16 protein-coding genes are annotated in these 21708 nt (G+C 28.5%); 8 read left to right on the forward strand and 8 right to left on the reverse strand.

What is annotated here, in order from left to right; translation table 11 throughout:
• Positions 1 to 18 precede the first annotated feature (18 nt).
• The 8 genes from AC2TEO_RS02670 to AC2TEO_RS02705 all read left to right on the forward strand — a co-directional run bounded on the left by AC2TEO_RS02670 (position 19) and on the right by AC2TEO_RS02705 (position 8869).
• Positions 19 to 960: an NAD(P)-dependent oxidoreductase gene (locus AC2TEO_RS02670; RefSeq protein WP_442266615.1), complete on the forward strand. Its 942-nt coding sequence runs from the start codon at positions 19 to 21 to the stop codon at positions 958 to 960.
• A 3-nt stretch (positions 961 to 963) separates the two neighbouring features.
• On the forward strand, positions 964 to 2208 hold the full coding sequence (locus AC2TEO_RS02675) for a DUF1015 domain-containing protein (RefSeq protein ID WP_442266616.1): 1245 nt from the start codon (positions 964 to 966) through the stop codon (positions 2206 to 2208).
• Complete coding sequence (locus AC2TEO_RS02680; protein ID WP_442267740.1) at positions 2202 to 2864, forward strand: YggS family pyridoxal phosphate-dependent enzyme; 663 nt, start codon at positions 2202 to 2204, stop codon at positions 2862 to 2864. The genes AC2TEO_RS02675 and AC2TEO_RS02680 overlap by 7 nt, the downstream gene beginning before the upstream one ends.
• A gap of 90 nt (positions 2865 to 2954) precedes the next feature.
• A complete protein-coding gene (locus tag AC2TEO_RS02685; RefSeq protein WP_442266617.1) occupies positions 2955 to 4052 on the forward strand; it encodes an exonuclease domain-containing protein in 1098 nt (365 codons plus the stop codon).
• A 22-nt stretch (positions 4053 to 4074) separates the two neighbouring features.
• A complete protein-coding gene (locus AC2TEO_RS02690) occupies positions 4075 to 4899 on the forward strand; it encodes an ion transporter (protein WP_442266618.1) in 825 nt (274 codons plus the stop codon).
• Positions 4899 to 5801, forward strand: a complete 903-nt coding sequence (gene miaA / locus AC2TEO_RS02695; RefSeq protein ID WP_442266619.1) for a tRNA (adenosine(37)-N6)-dimethylallyltransferase MiaA — start codon at positions 4899 to 4901, stop codon at positions 5799 to 5801. The genes AC2TEO_RS02690 and miaA overlap by 1 nt, the downstream gene beginning before the upstream one ends.
• Positions 5802 to 5933: 132 nt before the next feature.
• Positions 5934 to 7445 (forward strand): hypothetical protein, encoded by a 1512-nt coding sequence (locus tag AC2TEO_RS02700; RefSeq protein WP_442266620.1) that lies wholly within the window; start codon positions 5934 to 5936, stop codon positions 7443 to 7445.
• 104 nt (positions 7446 to 7549) lie between these two features.
• Positions 7550 to 8869, forward strand: a complete 1320-nt coding sequence (locus AC2TEO_RS02705) for a glycoside hydrolase family 25 protein (RefSeq protein WP_442266621.1) — start codon at positions 7550 to 7552, stop codon at positions 8867 to 8869.
• A 284-nt stretch (positions 8870 to 9153) separates the two neighbouring features.
• Here the strand turns inward: AC2TEO_RS02705 and AC2TEO_RS02710 are convergent, their stop codons facing one another.
• The 8 genes from AC2TEO_RS02710 to AC2TEO_RS02745 form a co-directional block, all read right to left on the reverse strand.
• A complete protein-coding gene (locus tag AC2TEO_RS02710; protein ID WP_442266622.1) occupies positions 9154 to 9918 on the reverse strand; it encodes a LytR/AlgR family response regulator transcription factor in 765 nt (254 codons plus the stop codon).
• Entirely contained in the window at positions 9911 to 10885 is a 975-nt protein-coding gene (locus AC2TEO_RS02715) for a sensor histidine kinase (protein WP_442266623.1), read from the reverse strand. Before AC2TEO_RS02715 ends, AC2TEO_RS02710 begins: the two co-directional genes overlap by 8 nt.
• 144 nt (positions 10886 to 11029) lie before the next feature.
• Positions 11030 to 11770 carry a hypothetical protein gene (locus AC2TEO_RS02720; RefSeq protein WP_442266624.1) on the reverse strand — a complete coding sequence of 247 codons (741 nt, stop codon included), beginning with the start codon at positions 11768 to 11770 and terminating at the stop codon, positions 11030 to 11032.
• Positions 11771 to 11900: 130 nt separating this feature from the next.
• Positions 11901 to 12779, reverse strand: a complete 879-nt coding sequence (locus AC2TEO_RS02725) for an N-acetylglucosamine kinase (protein WP_442266625.1) — start codon at positions 12777 to 12779, stop codon at positions 11901 to 11903.
• A gap of 34 nt (positions 12780 to 12813) precedes the next feature.
• Positions 12814 to 14859 (reverse strand): family 20 glycosylhydrolase, encoded by a 2046-nt coding sequence (locus tag AC2TEO_RS02730; protein WP_442266626.1) that lies wholly within the window; start codon positions 14857 to 14859, stop codon positions 12814 to 12816.
• Between the two features lie 4 nt (positions 14860 to 14863).
• The gene (gene nagB, locus AC2TEO_RS02735; RefSeq protein ID WP_442266627.1) at positions 14864 to 16798 is read right to left on the reverse strand and encodes a glucosamine-6-phosphate deaminase; all 1935 of its coding nucleotides are present in this window, start codon (positions 16796 to 16798) and stop codon (positions 14864 to 14866) included.
• A 154-nt stretch (positions 16799 to 16952) separates the two neighbouring features.
• Positions 16953 to 18542 (reverse strand): RagB/SusD family nutrient uptake outer membrane protein, encoded by a 1590-nt coding sequence (locus AC2TEO_RS02740; RefSeq protein WP_442266628.1) that lies wholly within the window; start codon positions 18540 to 18542, stop codon positions 16953 to 16955.
• A 5-nt stretch (positions 18543 to 18547) separates the two neighbouring features.
• Positions 18548 to 21628: a SusC/RagA family TonB-linked outer membrane protein gene (locus AC2TEO_RS02745; protein WP_442266629.1), complete on the reverse strand. Its 3081-nt coding sequence runs from the start codon at positions 21626 to 21628 to the stop codon at positions 18548 to 18550.
• Positions 21629 to 21708: the final 80 nt, after the last annotated feature.

The following is a 21708-nucleotide window of genomic DNA, read 5'->3' on the forward strand; positions in this document are numbered from 1 at the left end:
AACGAATTAAATTACAAAATGAAAATATTAGTAAACGAAGGAATTACTCAAGGAGGAGTTGATATTTTAGAAAGTAAAGGATTTGAAGTAATTATTACTAAAGTTGCTCAAGGACAACTAGAAAATTATATCAATGATAATGCTATTGATGCAATTTTAGTTAAAAACAACACACAAATTCAGCAAGAAATAATTGATGCTTGTCCGAGTTTAAAATTAATCGCTTCTGGTGGTTCAATGGATAACATCGATGTACAATATGCTATAGATCAGGGATTACAAATAGTTGATAGTAAAGAAGGAAGTGCTAATGCTACAGCCGAATTAATTTTCGCTCATTTATCTGGTTTAGCAAGAAACTTACATCAAGCAAATAGAGAAATGCCTTTAGAAGGTGATATGAATTTTAAAGGATTACATAAACTATATCAAGGAGTTGAGTTAAATGGTAAAACTTTAGGTTTAATAGGAATTAACAATTCTAGTTTAGCTACTGCTAAAATAGCTTTAGGTTATGGAATGAAAGTTGTTTTCTCTGATCCTGAAATTATGGAAACTACTCTTGAATTAGAGTTTTTTGATGGGCAAACTATTAATTTTGAATTCAATAGTATTCCTTTTGATGAGTTAATAGAAGAATCTGATTTTATCACTGTCCACTTAAATTCTGACAATTTTAAACTAGGAGAAGCTGAATTTAAAAAAGTAAAAGAAGGTGTAATTATTATTAATTGTGTGAAAAGTGGATTAATTGACGAAATCGCTTTAATTGAATCTATTGATAAAGGTCCTGTTCGTTATGCAGCTTTAGATGTTTTTGAAAATCAGCCAAATCCTGAGATTCAGTTATTAATGAATCCAAATTTATCTTTATCACCTAATATTGCTAAAGCAACAAACGAAGCACAAGAAAAAATTAGTATCGAATTAGCAAATCAAATTGCTAATTTACTATCATAATATATGGCTAAAATAAAACCATTTAAAGCAGTACGACCAACTAGAGATAAAGTTGCATTGGTTTCATCTAAATCTTATGAAACTTATCCCGAAAATGAATTAAATGCAAAGCTAGCATTCAATCCATTTACATTTTTACATGTAGTAAACCCAGGATATAAATATCATATACAAGATGTTACTGGTGAAAAACGCTTTAAATTAGTTCATAATAGATATTTAGAATTTAAAGAAGCTAACGTTTTTACTCAAGACGAAACACCTTCTTTATACGTCTATCAAAAAATATCTTCAGGAAAATCATTTAGTGGAATTATTGCTGCTACTTCAACTGAAGATTATCACAATAATGTGATCAAAATTCATGAACGAACGTTAAGAAAAAGAGAATTACTATTTGAAAATTATTTAAAAAACACAGGATTTAATGCAGAGCCAGTGCTCCTCACCTATCCTGATAATGATGAAATAGAAACAATCATAAAAAAATATCAAAAGGAAAGAGCAGAATACGAATTTACGACGTCAGATAAAGATCTTCATTTATTGTGGTTAATAAATTCCCCTTCAGACATTGAAAGTTTAACTCAAGCTTTTAAAAAAATAGAAACTCTTTATATTGCTGACGGACATCATCGCACAACATCATCTTGTATTTTAGCTAAAAATTTAGCTAAAGAAAATCCAAATCATACAGGTAAAGAAGATTATAACTTTTTTATGAGTTATTTATTACCTGAAAGTCAACTTAGTATTTATGAATTTAACAGATTTGTTAAAGATTTAAATGGTTTAACACCAGATGAATTTTTAATTGAGTTAGATACATATTTTAGAATAGAAAAAAGAGGTCAAGAACTATATAAACCTAGAGAAAAACATCATTTCAGTATGTATTTAAATGGCGACTTTTACGCACTTTATTTACGAAAATCAGCTTACGAATTTACAGATGAATTAAGTGAATTAGATGCAGAAATTTTATTTAGAACAGTTTTAAAGCCAATTTTAGGAATTGAAGATATCAGAGATGATTCTAAAATTATATATTCTCAAGACAAATCAGATAGTTTAGAACTTAAAACAAAAGTTGATAATGGTGAGTTTATTGTTTCTTTTGGTATGATGCCTACTTCTATACATGAAATTAAAACAATTGTAGATAAAGGCTTAGTGATGCCTCCTAAAACAACTTACATAGAACCAAAACTAAGAAGTGCATTAACAATTTATGAAATCTTATCATGATAAAAGATAACCTTGATCAAATAAAAAATAAACTTCCAAAAGAAGTTACGCTAGTTGCAGTATCTAAAACCAAGCCCTCTTCAGACATTGTACAAGCTTATGAAGCTGGTCAGCGAATTTTTGGTGAAAATAAGATTCAAGAAATGGTAGCAAAATACGATGAGCTACCAAAAGATATTCAATGGCACATGATTGGTCATTTGCAAAGAAACAAAGTGAAATATATGGCTCACTTTGTAGATTTGATTCATGGAGTAGATAGTTTTAAGACACTTTTAGAGATAGATAAACAAGCTAAAAAGCACAATAGAGTTATTAATTGTTTATTACAAGCTCGTATAGCAAAAGAGGAAACTAAGTTCGGATTACCGTTCGATGAAATCAAAAATATTATTAATTCAAAAGAATTTAGTAACTTAAACAACGTAAAAGTTGTCGGATTAATGGGAATGGCTACTTTTACCGATAATCAAGATCAATTAACAGAAGAATTTTCATCATTACATAAATTATATGATGAATTAAAAGAATATAATCCGAATTTTTCTATTTTGTCGATGGGAATGAGCGGCGACTATAAGTTAGCCATAGAATGTGGAAGTACAATGGTTAGAATTGGTAGCTCTATTTTTGGAGCTAGAAATTACAACATATAATCACTTTATTTAATTACTAAACTGGTTTTCTTATATTTGCTCAATATAATTCCTTAATTATACTAAACTTTTAACGGGAGAGATGTTTGCATGTATGTAATTTTAGATATTGAAACCACTGGTGGAAAATTTAACGAAGAAGGAATAACCGAAATAGCGGTATACAAGTTCGATGGTCATTCAATAGTTGATCAATTCATAACTTTAGTAAATCCAGAAAAGGAAATACAAGAATTTGTTGTTAGCTTAACAGGAATCAACAATAAAATGCTCCGTAACGCTCCAAAATTCCACGAAATAGCCAAAAGAATAGTAGAGATAACTGATAATTGTATCATAGTTGCACATAATGCAGCCTTTGATTACAGAATGTTAAAAACTGAATTTAATCGATTAGGTTATGATTACTTCAGAAATACGCTATGTACTGTATCTTTAAGTAAAAAATTAATTCCTGAACAGCCATCGTATAGTTTAGGAAAGTTATGTAGAAATCTTGGAATTCCTGTTACAGACAGACACAGAGCTAATGGAGATGCTTTAGCAACAGTAAAATTATTTCAACTTCTTTTAGAAAAAGATAAAGAGAAAAAAATACTTCAGCATACAATTAAATATATTGACAATAGAAATCATAAACTAAAAATTAAAAGCATACTTGATGATTTACCTGAAGAAGAAGGTATTTACTATGTACATAATGAAGAAGGTAATGTAATTTTTACTGGTCGAGGAAAAAATATTCGTTTTGAAGCCAATAAGCTATTTTTGAAACAATCTAAACGTGCTTTAAAAATAAAAGAAAAAGTTGAATCCATAACTTATGAGAATACTGGCAATGAACTATTTACCAGGTTGAAATATTATTTACAATTAGATACATTAAGACCTAAATATAATATAATTCGTAAAAGAAAAATCACTGAAAAAAATTTTGGGCATAATCATTTTATTATCATATCTAAAGGAAGAATACCCGAAGAAAATGCAGTTATTTTAATTGAAAATAATGAAGTTATTGGCTATGCTTATACAAACTTATCTTATCAAACAAATAAGATTCAAGTTCTTAAAAATATTTTAACTCCAATTAAAAACAAAGCACTAGCAAAAACAATTATCAAAAATTATTTAACTACAAATAATGCTGATAAAATTGTGCGATACGAACTAGAAAATAATTTGTAATATTGCTCAAATAATAACTACTTTGAGTACTCAAAAAACAAAAAAAAACTGGAAACAAAAACTTCATGAAATTATTTATGAAGCAGATACACCTGGAGGAAAACTTTTTGATGTAATTCTCTTAATAGCTATCCTTTTTAGTATAGCTATAGTTATGTTAGAAAGTGTTAATACAATAAATGAAAAGTATAATAACTTATTAAATATAGCTGAATGGATTATTACAATTCTTTTCACTATAGAATATATATTAAGAATAATTTCTATTAAAAAACCTTCTAAGTACATTTTTAGTTTTTATGGTATTATTGATCTTTTATCTACTATTCCTAAATATCTTTCTGTAATTTTTATAGGAACTAATACTCTTGTTGCTTTAAGAGCATTACGATTATTACGCGTGTTTAGAATTTTAAAATTAGCTAGGTTTATAGGAGAATCTAACCATCTGGCCCAAGCAATAAAAGCCAGTTTAGCAAGAATTTCTGTTTTTTTATTCTTTGTACTTATTATTTGTATCATTTTAGGTTCATTAATGTATTTAATTGAAGGAGCAGAAAATGGATTCACTAGTATACCAAGGAGTGTTTATTGGGCCATAGTAACACTTACTACGGTAGGTTATGGGGATATTGCTCCAGGAACTCCTTTAGGACAATTTATTGCGAGCGCAATTATGATTTTAGGTTATGCCATAATTGCTATTCCTACAGGAATTGTTTCTTCAGAAATAGTCAAGAAAACGGAATTAGATTTAAATACACAATCTTGCCCTCATTGCGCCACAGAAGGTCATGATGATGATGCTATTTACTGTTATCATTGTGGAAATAAGCTACACGAATAATGAATACATTAATCACTATCGTAGGACCAACAGCAATTGGTAAAACTGCACTAAGTATAAAATTAGCAAAACACTTTAATTGTGATATTTTATCATGTGATTCTAGACAGTTTTATAAAGAAATGGCTATAGGAACCGCTGTTCCTGAACCTTTTGAATTAGAAGCTGCTCAACATCACTTTATTCAAAATAGAAGTGTTTTTGAAGATTACAATGTTGGTAGTTTTGAAAAAGATGCCATTAAAAAACTTAATCAATTGTTCACTGAAAATCCAACTCAAATTATGGTTGGAGGAAGTGGATTATATGTTGATGCTGTTTTAAAAGGTTTAGACTATTTTCCTGATGTAGATTCAAAAATCAGAAAAAATTTATCTAAAGAACTTGAAGAAAGCGGTATTGGAACTTTACAAGAAAAGTTAAAAGAATTGGATTATAAATCTTTTGAAAAAATAGCAATTGATAATCCGCATAGACTTATTCGTGCCTTAGAAATATGTATTGGAGCCGATAAACCTTACTCCTATTTCATCAATAAAGAAAAAGAACCTAGAAATTTTAAATCTATTAAAGTTGGATTAATTGCTGATCGTGAAATTATTTACGAACGAATAAATCAAAGAGTAGATATTATGATAGAAAATGGTTTGTTAGAAGAAGCTAAAGCTTTATATCCACACAAACATTTAAACGCATTACAAACTGTTGGATATCGTGAGCTTTTTGAATACTTTGATGGAAACTGGGATTTAGATTTTGCAATTTCTGAAATAAAAAAGAATACAAGACGATTTGCTAAAAGGCAATTAACTTGGTTTAGAAGAGATACAGAAACTATTTGGTTTGATTTTAAAGATGATCAGCAAAAAATCATTAATATCATCAATGAAAATATGGTTTAATTCACTTAACTACGCTGATGATTTTAAATACGACACTTGTTCCTTAAATAAAGTCCTTTAAGTTATTTCAACCTATATTTTCATGAATTGAGAAGTAATTTTATAGTATATCTAAACTTAAAATTACAAGTTATGCCATCAACCATTCCTTACGATCCTTCTCTTGTTTTAGGAAACATCGTATCAAAAGAAAAACTAGAAAATATAGTTCAAATTTCTAAACTTCAAGCACCAGCAGATGCAGCTGAAAGTGAACTAAATTCATTTATTGCTTTAAAAAGAAGTGTTGATATGACCATACAAGAAACTATGGGTATGGGAATCAATACAGACGAATTAATTAAAGAATCTGAACAAATAGGGAAACAAGTTCAACAAGCTGCAATAGCTTATGGTTTAGCTAAAATAAAATCAGAAAAGGCAATTCAACCTTTAAAAGCTAAAATGAATGCAGTTAATGAATCTGTAGAAAGTCCAATTGATTATAATAAAAGTCAGTTAAAACAAATGCCAATTTCTAGTGATTCTTTACAGATGAATAGTCAATATTTTTCTTACGATCAAAATTCTCAGACTTCAGCAAGTCACGCTGCTACAGTTGCTTCTTTTGTTGAAGAATCACTAAGTATTTTCGGTGAAGGACAATCATCACAAGCTAGTGCAACTGCTCAAGAACAAGTAAATAGTCAATTTTCAAGACATAGTATTGCTGGTACTTTAGTAATTACAATTACATGTACTCACAAAAACGCTCAAGTTTTTGCGCCTTATGTATTAGATGTAGATAAAGCTGTTAGATCTTGGAATGCTATGAATCCAAGTAATATGATAAAAACAAATGATGTTGCTTCAATTGCTGAAATAGAAGCAAAATCTGACACAAAAAATGATCCTTCTTTTTCAATACTTTCAGGTGCTACTTATGGTTCTTCTTTTGTAGGAATGGTTCATATTTTAAATACTACACAATCTCAATCAAGTCAAAGAATGGAATCTATTGCTGCTTCTATGCAAGAAACATTTGATATTGGAGGTTGGTTTGCTTCTGGTACAGGTTCTTTTGGTGTTAGTTCTACATTTTCTGATAGTGCAAAAAACTTATTAAGTACACAAAATGTAACTTCACATGCGACTTTAATTACTATGGGAATTATTCCATCTATAAAGTCAAATCAAGTAAAAATGGCAGTGCAAAGTTTTTCTGATTTTGATCCTGCTAAAACAATGGAAGAATTAGCTACATTACAAGGTGCTACAGCAAGTGCTAATAATACAATCGCAGAAGGTGCAGCTGCTGCCAGAACTGGACAACAAATGATTACTTTAAAAAATGCGACAATTAAAGCTACTTTAAGTGGTGTTGCAGAGATTGATGATGGACAAAATAAAGTGATTGATACAAATTCTATGATGACAGCAATGGAAGATTATGTAGATAAGTGTATTGCTGGAGGTGAAAATTTAGGAGTTCCAATTAATTATTATTTAAAGCCAATAACACAATCGGAGATTGCAAGAGCCTGGTTAGCTAAATATTATCCTAATAGATATAATGAAGCTGGAAGCGCTGATGACACTGACTCTTCTAAAAAAGCATCTACTAAAAACAATGCTTCTGGAAATGACGGAAACTCAGATTCTTAGTTAAACACTACACTATTAATACAATAAACAGTATTCAAGATATAATTTCTTGAATACTGTTTTAAAATCAAAAAAATAACCAAACAAATTACAACTACTCTTCTATGAAAAGTTTTAATGACTTTGAAGTACAACTATTACACGAAATCAGTTCTTTTCGTAGAGATGGTATTGTTAATTTGAAAGAATTACTTGAGAAAATATTCTTTTCTAAAGAAAAAGGGAAAGCCTTAATTGTTCAATTAAGAGAACAATATGCTATTTATTTCCTAACTAATAAAATTTATAACAACCCAGTTAATCAAAAAAAAGCAATAGTTGAATTTAGTCAGTTATTAGCTTTGTTAGAATTTCTTAATTCTAATGGAATTATTTCAATTTTTAGAAAACAGCATTTTGTTAAAAATCCAATGTTTGTTTTAAGTAATGATTTTGGTGACATTAAAATAGAAAGCAAAAAAATTATCTTAAATGACAATGGTGATTATACAGATAAACCTGAAGAAATAAAAAATGCTAAAGATGAAATTATTTATAAAGGAATTCAATTTAACGATAGTCACTTTGTCATTAAAAATGTAATGGGTAATGTTGTTATCTCAGATAAGATTCTAGATATCATAAATGATATTAATCCAAAAAAAGAGAAAAAACCTTTTTATAAAAAAAGAATCTTTGAAGTTGTTTGTGGACTTCTACTCCTGTTTATATCATTTGTATGGTTACATACAGATTTAAATAAATCGAATAAAAAAATCCAAAATTCTATTCAAAAAATTCACCAAAAAATAAATCAAACTCCAGTTTTAATTACCAATAAAAAAACTAAAACTCATCATGTAAAAAGGAAATTTGGAATAGATATTTCTAAATGGAATGGTAATATCTTAGAAGACAAACTTCCTGATAGCATTTATTTTGTAATCTCTAAAGCAACCGAAGGTTTAACTTATATTGATCCGAAATTTCATATAAACTGGATAGAATCGAAAAATAAAAAATTTAAAAGAGGAGCTTATCATTATTATGTAATACAAGATAATCCTAAAAAGCAAGCCATTCACTTTTGGAAACAAATACAAGACATTAATCGTAAAGACTTTCCTCCTGTTGTAGATATTGAAACTTCTAACAAAAATGCAAACTTAAAGAATATAGAATCTGAATTATTTATCTTTTTGAACACTATTGAAAGTTTATCAGGTCGAACACCAATGATTTATTGTAGTTATTTCTTTGCTAACAGATACTTAACAGATAAAAGGTTTGCTAAATATCCATTATGGGTTGCTGATTACATTAGTACTAAATCTCCTATTATTCCGAAAGTTTGGAAAAAAACTGGTTGGACGATTTGGCAAAAATCACCTACATATAAAATTAATACTAAGGCTACAGACTTAGATATTTACCTAGAAAAATAATTTTCTACTTTCACACTTATTATTTCGTCGATTTCACTCAATGTAAACTGCACTTTACTCAATATTAGTTGTAGAAAACATACAATGATCATAAATTTGAATAGAAAAAGAAAAAACTTAATATTTGAAAAAGAAGTTTTAAAAAAATGAAATGAAAATTAAAATTGCTAGAAAAAGGAAAAATTGCTAAAAGAAAATAAAGCAAAAAATTAAGAAAATGAAAATTCTGTTTCTTTAAAAACTTATAAACCCTGTCAAAAAGCTATGATTTGATAGGGTTTATTTTATATACCTAACCAAGAATTAAATGCAGCTGTATTACTCTGACTCGTTTTCAAAATATTGTTTTTCAAATGAATAGATACTGTGTTTTTGGTATATCTACTTATTTTTTTGATATAAGACCTATTAATTATTTCACTTCTATTAATTTTAAAAAAATCAGTTGGATTTAAAATTTCTTCTAATTCTTTTAAAGTTCCTTGATTTAATAAATGTTTTTTATTTAAAGAGTCGAACGCAAACACTACTCCATAATCTGATTGTAAAAACATTATATCTTCTACTTTTAAAAAATATATATCGTTTTTCGATCTTACTGAAATACAATCTTTATAATTTGTTTTTACTATTTCTTTTGTCTGATAATACGCATCTAACTTTTTAAAAATATCGTTGTCATCTTTCTTTTTTATTAACGAAGTATATTTATTCCATGCCTTTTCAAAACGCGAAAATGAATACGGTTTTAATAAATATTCTATACCACTAGTTTCAAAAGCATTCATCCAAAACTGATTGTAAGCTGTTGTAAAAATAATAGGAGAATTAATATTTATTTGATTATAAAAATCGAAAACGTTTCCATCTCTTAATTCGATATCTGAGAAAATTAAATCAATATCCGGAGAAGTTTCAAAAAAAGATTTTACTTCATCTACAGTATCTATCTCTTTTATAACCTTAATTTGATCTGATAATTTATTTAAGTATCTTATTAATTTTTTTCTAGCTGGAACCTCATCTTCAATAATTACTACTTTAATCATGTGTATTCATTTTAACAAGTGGTAATATTACTGTAAAATTGTTTTCTGTATCTATGAAATCTATAGATCTATTTGTTAATAGTTGAAATTGTTTGTTTAAATTTTTTAAAGCAACTCCATTTGTTTTTTTATTATACTTTAATTTAGCTTTATTATTACTTATTTTAATTCCTTTCTCTAAATTTATTTGAATAATTACTGGATGTTCGATGGTTCCTAAATTGTGCATAATAGCATTCTCTATTAATACTTGAAGACAAAATGGTGGAACCATAATTTCAGAGTTTCTAATTTCTTCAGATATATTTAATCTATAGCATTTTTCGTATTTTTTATCCATTAACTCAAAATAATTTTGAGTAAAAACTAGTTCCTTATCAATATGAATAAGTTCGTTTTCTGAGCTAAATAACGCATAACGATATAATTCAGAAAAACTACTTAAAAATTCAGATGCTTTTTCCTTATCTTCTTCTATTAATTGATCTAAAACATTAAGGTTATTAAAAAGAAAATGTGGATTTAATTGATTTTTTAATTGTTGTATTTTGCTTTTAGAGCTAGCAATTTCATATTCACTTAATCGTTTTCTATAATCTCTATTTTCTTTTGAATATAAATAAGCTAAAGAAATGCCTCCAAAGATGATAAAATCTATAACTTGATTAAAAAGCTTATATGTTATCATAAATGAATTACCATAATTTCTAGGAATTGTGTTAAACATATACGATATGAAAAGACCTAAAATATTATTTATCAAAATATAAATAATAAAACTAACAACAAAAAACTTCAAATATCTCCACATAGAAGAAACTTGATTTATTTTATCATTATAAAACTTTCTTTTAATAAAACTAGTTAATAAAAAAATTAGAATAGCCTGAATAAAAACCCAAATTGGAGCATCTAAATGAAAAACAAAATCTCGCCATGAATCTGCAATTCCGATACTATTTTTCAAAATAAACACCCAACAAAACAAGAATAAAAAGTGAAGAAATAATTTATTTTCTCTATAAAACTTTAATGCTTTCATGCTTGGTAAATATAAAGCATTTGCAAACAAAAAAAGATTCTCTATTTGCAAATGCTTTCGTTTATATTTTTATTTAGGCCACGAACTTATTATATCTCCTTTCTCGTTATAAGCTTCTAGTTTAACATTATTATTTTCATCTATAACAAATTTAGCTCTTGGTCTTCCTTTATCATCATATAAAAACAATCCATTTTGTCTTCCAGGTGTTTGTCCTAAAGCAACTCTTCTTACCGAACCAAACATTCCTTTTTCCCAATATTCATTATACTTTTTTCTTCGTTCTTTAGGATCTTTAATTGCTTTTAATTCTTCTCCTATTTTATTTATATTTTCATGAGTTTCGTTATTACCTCGATCATTAAAAACTAATGATCCAGATTTGTAACGCTTATCCCCTACTTTATTGTCTGTAGTCATTAATTGCATTACCTGATCTCCATCATATTGATCATAAGTTAATGATAAACCTGATCTATGACCATTTTTAGTTTTTTTTCCATCATAAATAAATCCACCACATTCTTTTCCATCTTCGGTATAAAATAACATACCAGCTCTTTTCTTACGTTTATGATAAATTTTACCATTAATTTCATCTCCTTCACTAGGAAAATGATTAGCATTGGTAATTACCATTTTTACAGTACCATCAGCTTCTACAATATTAATTCGTTCTACATTTATGGTACCAAATTTTTTAACATTATTATATTCTTTAAAAGCAAAAGAAGCAAACGTTATAATACCTAAAGCAGTTGTAATTGCAAATGTTCTTAAAAATGTAAGTTCTTTATTTAAATTTCTCATTGTTATAATTTTAATAATATTGATACACCAAAACTAAGTGTATCATAAAGCTTGAGAAATTACTATTTGATGAATACAGGAAAAATTTAAAAAAACTACTGAAATATTAGATAGAATGAAAAATAATAACCTAAATAAAAATTTCAGGTTGACTAAGAGTTTTGTTTTGCTGAAGTTTTTCTATTAATTTTTCTATGGGTCTACGAATAAAACTAGCTGCTTGAAGTCCTTTATTTTCTAATTGATCTGAAATAATATCTTGTATGTGATAAGCAATAGAACCGATAAAATGAATTGGAATTGTTTTTAATTCTTCACGATAATGTTCTATTTGGTTTTCAATAAATGCATTTACTCCGTCTTGAAGAATTCTAATAATATAAGGGTGCTCTTTATTCTCAATTAAAAACCTTGCAAAATTTGCTAGATACTTATTAGGGTATTTTGAATTATAAATTTTGTTTATAACTTTTTGTGGTTTTAAGTTAAAGTTTTGTTCAAAAGAAAGTCTTAATTCATTTGGTAATTTCTGATAGTAATAACTTTTTAAAATTTCTTTTCCAAAAAAATTTCCGCTAGCTTCATCCATTACTATGTATCCTAAAGATGGAATTTTTGTATGAATTTTATTGCCATCATAATAACAACAATTAGAACCTGTACCTAAAATACATATTATAGCTGGTTCGTTTTTTGTTGCCCAAGCGGCTGCCATTAAATCTTCTTTTACTATTATAGATTTTGTATTAGTAAAACAAGAGTTAAGTACTTTCTTTATTTTTTTTTGATTTTTGTTAGTACCACATCCAGCTCCAAAAAAATAAATCTTCTCTATTTCTTTATTTCTAGAGAAAAGAATGTCGTTTTCATTAATTAATTTACTGATTCTTTGAGCACTTAAAATACTAGGATTTAAACCCTTTGTTCTAGATCTTATTGATTCATTCGTTTCTGGATTATAAAATATCCAATCACACTTAGAAGAACCACTATCAGCAATTAAAATCATATTATATTTATTTAATTTAAAGAAAGGTATGTTGTTAAGAAGATAACTTATTGTATATATGATTTGCTAATTGTTTTAATTCTTTAATTATAACAATTTCAACATCAGCAAAAGGTATTTCTAGCTTATCAATCGATATGATTAATTCTTCTAATTCTTTTTTAGAAAATGTTTGTTTCTGTATAACCTTTTCTAACTTTTGTGATACATTATAAAGAACTGAATAATGTGATTGTAATTCTTGTAAAATTGAAGACTTATTTAATTTTTCAAATTCAATATACCCTTTTTGCCATTTTCTTAAAAAGTATAATATATCTTCATAGTTGTTTTTACTCTTTTTATACAAATTCAAAACTTTTTTAAATTCATATGCATCTTCAGCATCAGAATTACAAGCATCTGCAAATAAAGAAAAAGGTGAAAAAGATTTATATTCAGTACCACCTTTATTCCTTTCATACATTTTTAATGGTTCTGCTATTTTAGATAATATTTTTAAAGAATTTATTTCTTGATTGTTCGAAATATTTCTTAAAATAACATCTATATTTTTAAGATGAGTAGTTCCTATTCTTTCAAGCTCATAACTAATTACCTTCAATCGTTTACGCATGTTTTCAATATCATTAACGTTTTTTAATGACCAAAACCTTTCTGCTATAGCAGCGGTTCTAGGCCATATACGACTATCAATAGTTAAAGGAGTTACTAGCTCTCCCCACATTGTTACTTCTCCTCCTAATATTCTATTTTCCTCTTCTTCATTTAAATTAAAGTTTCCGATAGGATCACATAAATAATAATGATCTACCGAGAACATTCTATCAATATAATAATCATTAGATAAAATTGCTTTAAAACCTTTTTTTACAGCAGGAAACAAAGTTCCATTTTTAAAACCTTCATTTTTTCCTCTCCATGAATGTATAATAGCTGATCTAGGCATATTTGGAGTCATTATTTCATCCCATCCTACTAGTTTTTTTCCATATTTATTAAGTATTTTTTCAACTTTTATAGTAAAATACGTTTGTAAATCATGATTATCTTTAAATTTATTTTTTCTTTTAAACTCATCTATTTTCACATTTTCATCCCAGTGCTTACCTTCATTTTCATCTCCACCAATATGAAAATATTCATCTGGAAATAATGAAGAAACTTCATTAAATAATTTATCTATAAAAGTATAAACTTCAGGATTAATAGGATTTAAAGTAGGATCGAAAACTCCTGCATAACGTTGTAATTTGTACTCGTAATTATCCTTGCTCCCAAGTTTTGGATAAGCAGTTAAAATTGCAGTAGCATGGCCAGGAATATCGATTTCAGGTATTACACGAATACCTAACATGTTAGCATAACTAACAATTTCTTTAATTTGTTCATGTGAATAATATTGTCCATCTGATGCTAATTGGTGTAGTTTAGGATACACTTTAGATTCAATCCTGAAACCTTGATCATCAGACAAATGCCAGTGAAAAACATTCATCTTCATAAAAGCCATAGCATCTAAATTTCTTTTAATCACATTAACAGGTTGAAAATGACGAGAGACATCAATCATTAGACCTCGCCATTTAAAACGGGGATTATCTTTAATCATTAACCCTTCAAAAAAATAATTACTACTATCATTTTGTACTAATTGTAGTAGTGTTGATAACCCCCTAATCACTCCAACATCTGTTGAAGCTATTAATTCAACCCCGTTATTTTTTATACTTAAAATATATGATTCATCTACATTAATAGATAAACTTACTTCATTTTTATATTTAATATTTAAGGTAGCTTTACCTTTATCATAAGAAGGAAATCCCTTCTCTATAAAAACTCCAGTTTTATTTGTCAGGTTTCTCAAAAAACTTATTGCATTATTGTGAACTCTATGACTTTTTTTATTAATATTTATGGTAAAATTACTATCAATAAATAATTTACTACCCGTAGCTTTAATTTCTTTTGGCCATGGCATTAAACTTAATTTATCTTTTAATTCTTCTTGTGAACTACATGATATTGAAAATAAAAGAATACTTAAAGAAAGTATTAATATAGATGTTGATTTCATTTGGTTAAAAATAATAACGTTTAAATGCTTCTATGGCTGCATAATCTGCCATACCTAATTGATGATATTTTTTTGCTGTTAACCTGTTCCTATCTTCAGCTCTAACCCAAAATTCACGAGTATCATCACCTCTAAACATTACTTTATCTTTTTGAGATTGATGGAAAAATATGGCATTACGTTTCTTTATTACTTGATCTGGACTCATAGGTACAGCCATATCTATTTCATAAGAATCCCATTCAAACCATGCTCCTCTGTATAGCCAAACCCAACAATCATTCATATACTCTTTAGATTTTAAAATATCTATAGCATCAAAAAGCGCATCTAAACATACTTTATGTGTACCATGAGGATCTGCCAAATCTCCAGCTGCATAAATTTGATGAGGTTTAATTTCTTCAATTAAATCACACATCTTATCTATATCTTCTTTTGAAAGATTATTTTTCTTTACTGTTCCAGTTTCGTAAAAAGGTAAATTTAAAAAATGAACATTAGCATCAGGTACATTTAAATATCTAGTAGCAGCCAAGGATTCTGTTCTTCTTATTGTTCCTTTTAAAGCTCTGACCGCTATAGAGTCGATACTATTTGCTTTCTTATTCTCTATATCCTTAAGAATTTCTTCAATTTTTTTGGTATTTGAAGTTAAAGTTATAGCTGTTTCTGCAAATTTTCTAGCATCTTCATCAGTAACAGCAATATTACCTGATGTTTGATAAGCAATATGAACTTCATGACCTTGCTCTACCAATCTATCAAATGTTCCTCCCATAGAAATCACATCATCATCTGGGTGAGGACTGAATATAATAACTCTTTTTTTAGATGGAGTAGCTCGTTCTGGTCTGTTCGTATCATCTGCATTTGGTTTTCCTCCAGGCCAACCTGTAATTGTATGTTGTAACTTATTAAATATTTTAATATTAAGATCATACGCACTACCTTCTTCAGCTAATAATCCAGACATTCCATATTCATTATAATCTTTATCGGTAAGTTTTAGTATTGGTTTACCTACTTTTTCACTTAACCAAAAAACGGCTTTCTTTTTAAGCTCATCTGTCCATATACACGAAGTAACTAACCAAGGAGTTTTAATTCTTATTAATTCTGAACAAGATTCTTTATCTAAGATAAAAGTAGTATTTAAATGTTCTTGTAAATACGTTGCAGGTATTTGAGAAGTTATATTTCCTTCAATAGTTTTTTGAACTACTTTTGCCTTATTTAATCCCCAAGCTAATAAAATTATTCGTTTCGCATTTTTTATGGTATTTATTCCCATAGTTATTGCTTTCTTAGGAACATTATCTATTCCTAAAAAACTAGACGCAGCATCTTCTCTTGTTATATGATCTAAAGTAATTGCTCTAGTACCTGAATTATAATGCGAACCTGGTTCATTAAAACCAATATGTCCTGTTCTTCCAATACCTAACAGTTGAAAATCTAATCCACCTACTTCTTTAATTTTCAATTCATAATCTATACAATATTGATAAATTTCTTCAGGTGAAATTGTACCATCAGGGATATTAATATTTTCAGGTAATATATCTACATGATTAAACAAATGTTCGTGCATAAAATGATAATAACTTTGTAAATTATCACGTTGCATTGGTAAATACTCATCAAGATTAAATGTAATTACATTTGAAAAGCTTAGATTTTCTTCTTTATGAAGGCGAACCAATTCTTCATAAACTTTAACTGGAGAAGAACCTGTCGCTAATCCTAACACGCACATATTACCTTCTTCTGCTTTTTGTTTAATTAATTGAGCTATTTCAGCAGCAACAACTTTAGAAGCTTCTATTGAATCATTAAAAATAATATTATGGATTTTCTCAAAACGAGTTTCTTCAAATTGCCCTGCAGGCTTATATATCAAACTTTGTGTACTATCCATTTTTACATCTACAATCATTATTTTTTTATTTTTGAATAAAGTTATTTTAAGTAAAGTGCATTAGTTAATTTTTTCGACAAATAGCACATTATAACTCATAAAAAACAAGTAAGAACAAGAAACTCTTGCCCTTACTTGTACTACAAAAGTTTAATGGAAAATTTATTAATTATTAAAAATTACTACTTTCAGTATCCCACCATAATCTAGTTCCTCCGTTATCAGGTCCTTTTAAGAAAGTCTCAGCTTCTTGAACATTATTTAGGTTAGAAGTTCTTTCTGTGTTAACAAAATTTATTCTTCTAATTTGTATATTAGTATCTATAGTACCACCACTGTTATTTAAAACCACTGGAAAAACTCTTGGATAACCTGTTCTTCTAAATTCACTCCAAGCTTCTTGACCGTCTGGGAATAACGCAATCCATTTTTGAGTAATAATTTGCTCTAACTTTTCTTCATTAGTACCAGCATCATTAAAAGCTATCTTTACATCACTACCATAAGCTATATTATTTGCAGAATTTATAGCATCAACAAAATCATTAGGTGTACTTGTATTATCAGCTAAATATGTATCAACATCAGCAACTCCATGCTGTGTGAAAGATGCCCTAACTCCAGCTTCATAATTTGATTTTGCATCACCTGCTCCAGACCAACCTCTTAAAGCCGCTTCTGCTTTTAGGAAATAAGTTTCAGCTGTAGTCATCCAAACTTTACTCTCTCTTTCAATAACCTCTCCTATTAACGAATGACTAGCATATTGAGACTTTGCTGTAATATCTATTCCTTTTCTTATACCTTTATAATCACCTAAGCTTGCGTCAGCTGGTGCTCTAAAATATTTCTCTATTCTACCATCATTAAAACCTCTTAAAATTACTTCCATTTCAGCTCCCATACAAATGTCATTCCACGTACCGCTTATGGTTGCTATGGGATGCATAAAACCTGGAGTATTTATTACCATATCACTTGTTAAGAATCCAGCATCATTTGCTAATGCTTTTTCCCCTTCAGTTTTCGCTAAAACTGGATCTACTTTTGCTACACGAACAGCTAATCTTAATCGTAAACTATTTGCAAAAGCTCTCCATTGAGCAATATTTCCAGCGAAATTAGATTCATCGAATGGAACAAATTGAGTACTACTCTCAAATTCTTTTAGCCCAGTAATTGCTTCATCTAAATCAGCGAAAAAAGCTTTGTATGCTGTTTCTTGGCTATCGTATTCTCCTGTAGTATCAAAATCGTTAAACTTACTAAATCGAATTGGTCCAAATACATCAGAAACTCTATGCATTGCCATAACTCTCATAATATTTGCTAAGTAAACAAACTTCTCTCCACCTGGGGCATTAGAAATTCCTACCTGATTTTTAATTTCTCTCACAAAAGGCATTACTCCATTACCACCACTTCCGTCATAAGCATCTATCCAAATGAAAGCATTCCAACCATCAACTAATGAATAAGTTTGGTTATTGATATTTCCTGCAAAAGGTGTTGGAGTGGTCATATAACCTGAATAAATATCACCATTTAAACCATGTTGAAGTTGATAATTCCAAGCTGGTTGAGTTTTAATTATGTTTGCAAAAATTGGAGTAAACCTTGAACCTATGTGATTATTAAGTTGTGTTAAACTCTCCTGTGAAATACCATTTGGGTTGGTATTAATTTTTTCAAAATCTTCTGTACATGCATTAAAAATCAATAAGATTATAAATACCTGTATATATTTTATTTTATTTTTCATATTAATTAAAAATTAACATTAACATTAAATCCAATACTTCTTGTAGACGGTTGATTAAAAATATCAACTCCTTGTAAACCTAATCCTGTACTAGCTGTTATGTTAGGATCAAATGGTGCTTCTTTGTATAAGAAAAATAGATTATTACCTATTACAGATAATCTTATGCTTTCAAAAAAGTTCGTTTTAATTGGTAATTTATATCCTATCGATATTTCTCTTAAACTAATATTTGTTGCATCATATACATATTCTCCTAATGCACCTGCACGTCCTCCAACTGTATTATAAAATGCTTGCGCTGAAATTTGAGAAGGAGCTCCATTCTCATCAACAACATCAATCATTCCTCCATTAGTATTTCTAGCATCAGCACTTGCTTGAGATACTCCATATTGATCATTAAGAGCTTCAGTAACACTAACTACATTTCCTCCAAATTTCCCATCTATTAAAAAGTTAAAAGTGAAGTTTTTATAATCGAAAGAATTATTCCATCCTAAAGTAAAGTCTGGTTGTGCATGAGCTACTGTTTGAAAATCTGTAACCTGTAACGTACCTGAACTATTTACTACTGGAACGCCATTAGCATTTCTTACTAAAGATTTAGCTCTTATGCTACCAAAATCCTCACCTTCAATTAAAGAATACCCATAGCCATTTACCCCTGGAGCTGTTATAATTGCTTCACCTCCTTCTAAGTTTGGAGCTACAGAAACTACTTTGTTAATATTTTGCGCAAAATTTAAAGATGTGTTCCAAGTAAAATTATCATTAACTATTGGTTTACCATCTAATACAATTTCTAAACCTTTATTTGTGATTTCACCTGCATTAACAATATTCTGAGTAAAACCTTCTGGATTTGGTAAAGCCTGTACAAAGAAAATCTGATTTAAAGTAGTTGTATCATAATAAGTAAGTTCTAATCCTAAACGGTTAGTAAATAATCTTAATTCTGTACCAATTTCGAAAGATTTTTGTCTTTCTGGCTCTAGTGTTTCTCCTCTAATTGGTGAAAAAGGAGCATTACTAATTCCATTATCTGTTGAATTGATTCCATTTAATGGAATAGTTGCATATACAGGAATATCTTTACCTACTTCTGCATAAGAAACTCTAAGTTTAGCGAAACTAATAGCTTCTGGTAATTCAAACATTTCAGAAAAAATTCCAGTTAATCCTATCGATGGATAGAAAAATGAAGTTGAATTTGTGTTTACTAAAGTTGATGACCAATCTGTCCTACCAGTTACATCAAGGTATAACATCTTTTTAAATCCAATATTTGCAGAACCAAAAATTGATTGAACTTCTCTATTTGCTACAGATTGTGCTATATTGTTAGTACTTTGAAAATTAGCTATAGTAAATACATTTGGAAAATTAAGTCCGTCTCCATCTCTCCCTGAATCTAAAAATACTTGATCTCCAATTCTAAATTGTGTTAAACTTGTACCTAATAATCCTGTAAAACTAATATCATCAGAAAAATCTCTATTATAATTTGCTATCAAGTCTACATATTGCTGTGTGTTTTCAGTACGCTCTAAAATATACCTACCATTATTTCCTGAATTTACTGGATCGGTACCTGCATATTGTCTTTTATCAAAAGTGAAAAATGTTTTATCATAACTTCCTCTGGTTTGTAAAGAAAAATTATCAGTAATTTGATACTTAACAGATAAGTTTGCCAAAACTCTTTGAACTTTGTCTGTACTTGGAGCTCTATTAATTAACCAATATGGATTTTGTTGTATATTTTCTGCAAAAGAAGAAGCATATTGATCATAAATATTACGTGAACTATCAAAATACTCGAACTGATTTTTATAAATATTTCTATCTATTCCAACTGGATGTAAATAAACTCCAGTTAATGGATTTGAGTATAATCCATTGGTTGGTCTATTCCATATTTTTTGATCCGATAAATTAACGCTAGCAGAAACATCTATTTTTTCATTCAAAAATTTTGCTGTTTCTCTTAACGTAATTGTATTTCTTATTAATCTATTCTGTGGAATTACTCCCCCTCCTAAAGTATTAGCTAAAGAAACATATGTTTGTGCTTTTGCATTCCCTGCTGTTAACGATAATGAGTTTATTGATGTATATCCTGTATTAAAAAAACTTTTAGCATCATTTGATAATCCTGAAGTTTTTGCTCCCCATGATTGTGGATCTGAAACTCTTCCATTATCTGCTATTGGATTCCCAACTGATAAAGATTGATATTCTGATTGTAATTTTGGTAATGACATTACATTATCTATAGTAAAACTAGAATTTACATTAACAGATAATCTCCCTTCTTTTCCTTTTTTTGTTGTGATAAGTATTACACCATTAGCACCTTGACTTCCATACAGTGCAGAAGCTGATGAACCTTTTAATACTGTTATAGATTCTATATCATCTGGATTAATTAATGATAATGCATCACCACCATCTCTATTTCCTGTTTGACTTCCAAAAATATCTGTACCAGGTTCAGATCCTGTAGCTCCATTACCTTGGTTTAACATAGGAACTCCATCAATTACATATAAAGGATCATTATTTGTAGTAGAAGCATTACCTCTTAATACAACTTTAGCCGTACCTCCTAAACCAGAAGAACTTCTATTTATAGTAATCCCTGCAGACTTTCCAGAAAGGCTATTTATTGGATTGGTTTGTTTTACTTTTGTTAACTCATCTCCTTTAACTTCTTGAGCTGAATATGTTAACGCTTTTTTCTCTTTTTTGATACCTAATGCCGTAACAACAACTTCGTTAAGTAAATTCCCTTCTTGTAATACAACATTAATTGTTGTTTGTTCCCCTACTTTAACTGAAATCGTTTTCATACCAACAAAAGAAAACTCTAAAACATCATTTGAATTTGCTTCAATAGCATATAAACCATCAAAATCTGTTTCTACCCCTATAGTTGTCCCTTTAATTATTACATTAACACCTGGTAAAGGTGCTCCATCAGAAGCTGATGTAACTTTCCCCGTTATTTTTTTCTGTGCAAATGACACTCCTATGGATAACAAAGAAAAACATAAAAGAAATAATATTTTATTTTTTTTCATATGTATAAAATTTGAAATAGTTTCATTAAAAGTAAAATTTACTTAAACTTTCAAAAAATTATATATGCTAACAACATTAA

The sequence above is a fragment of the Tenacibaculum aquaeponti genome (assembly GCF_057221555.1).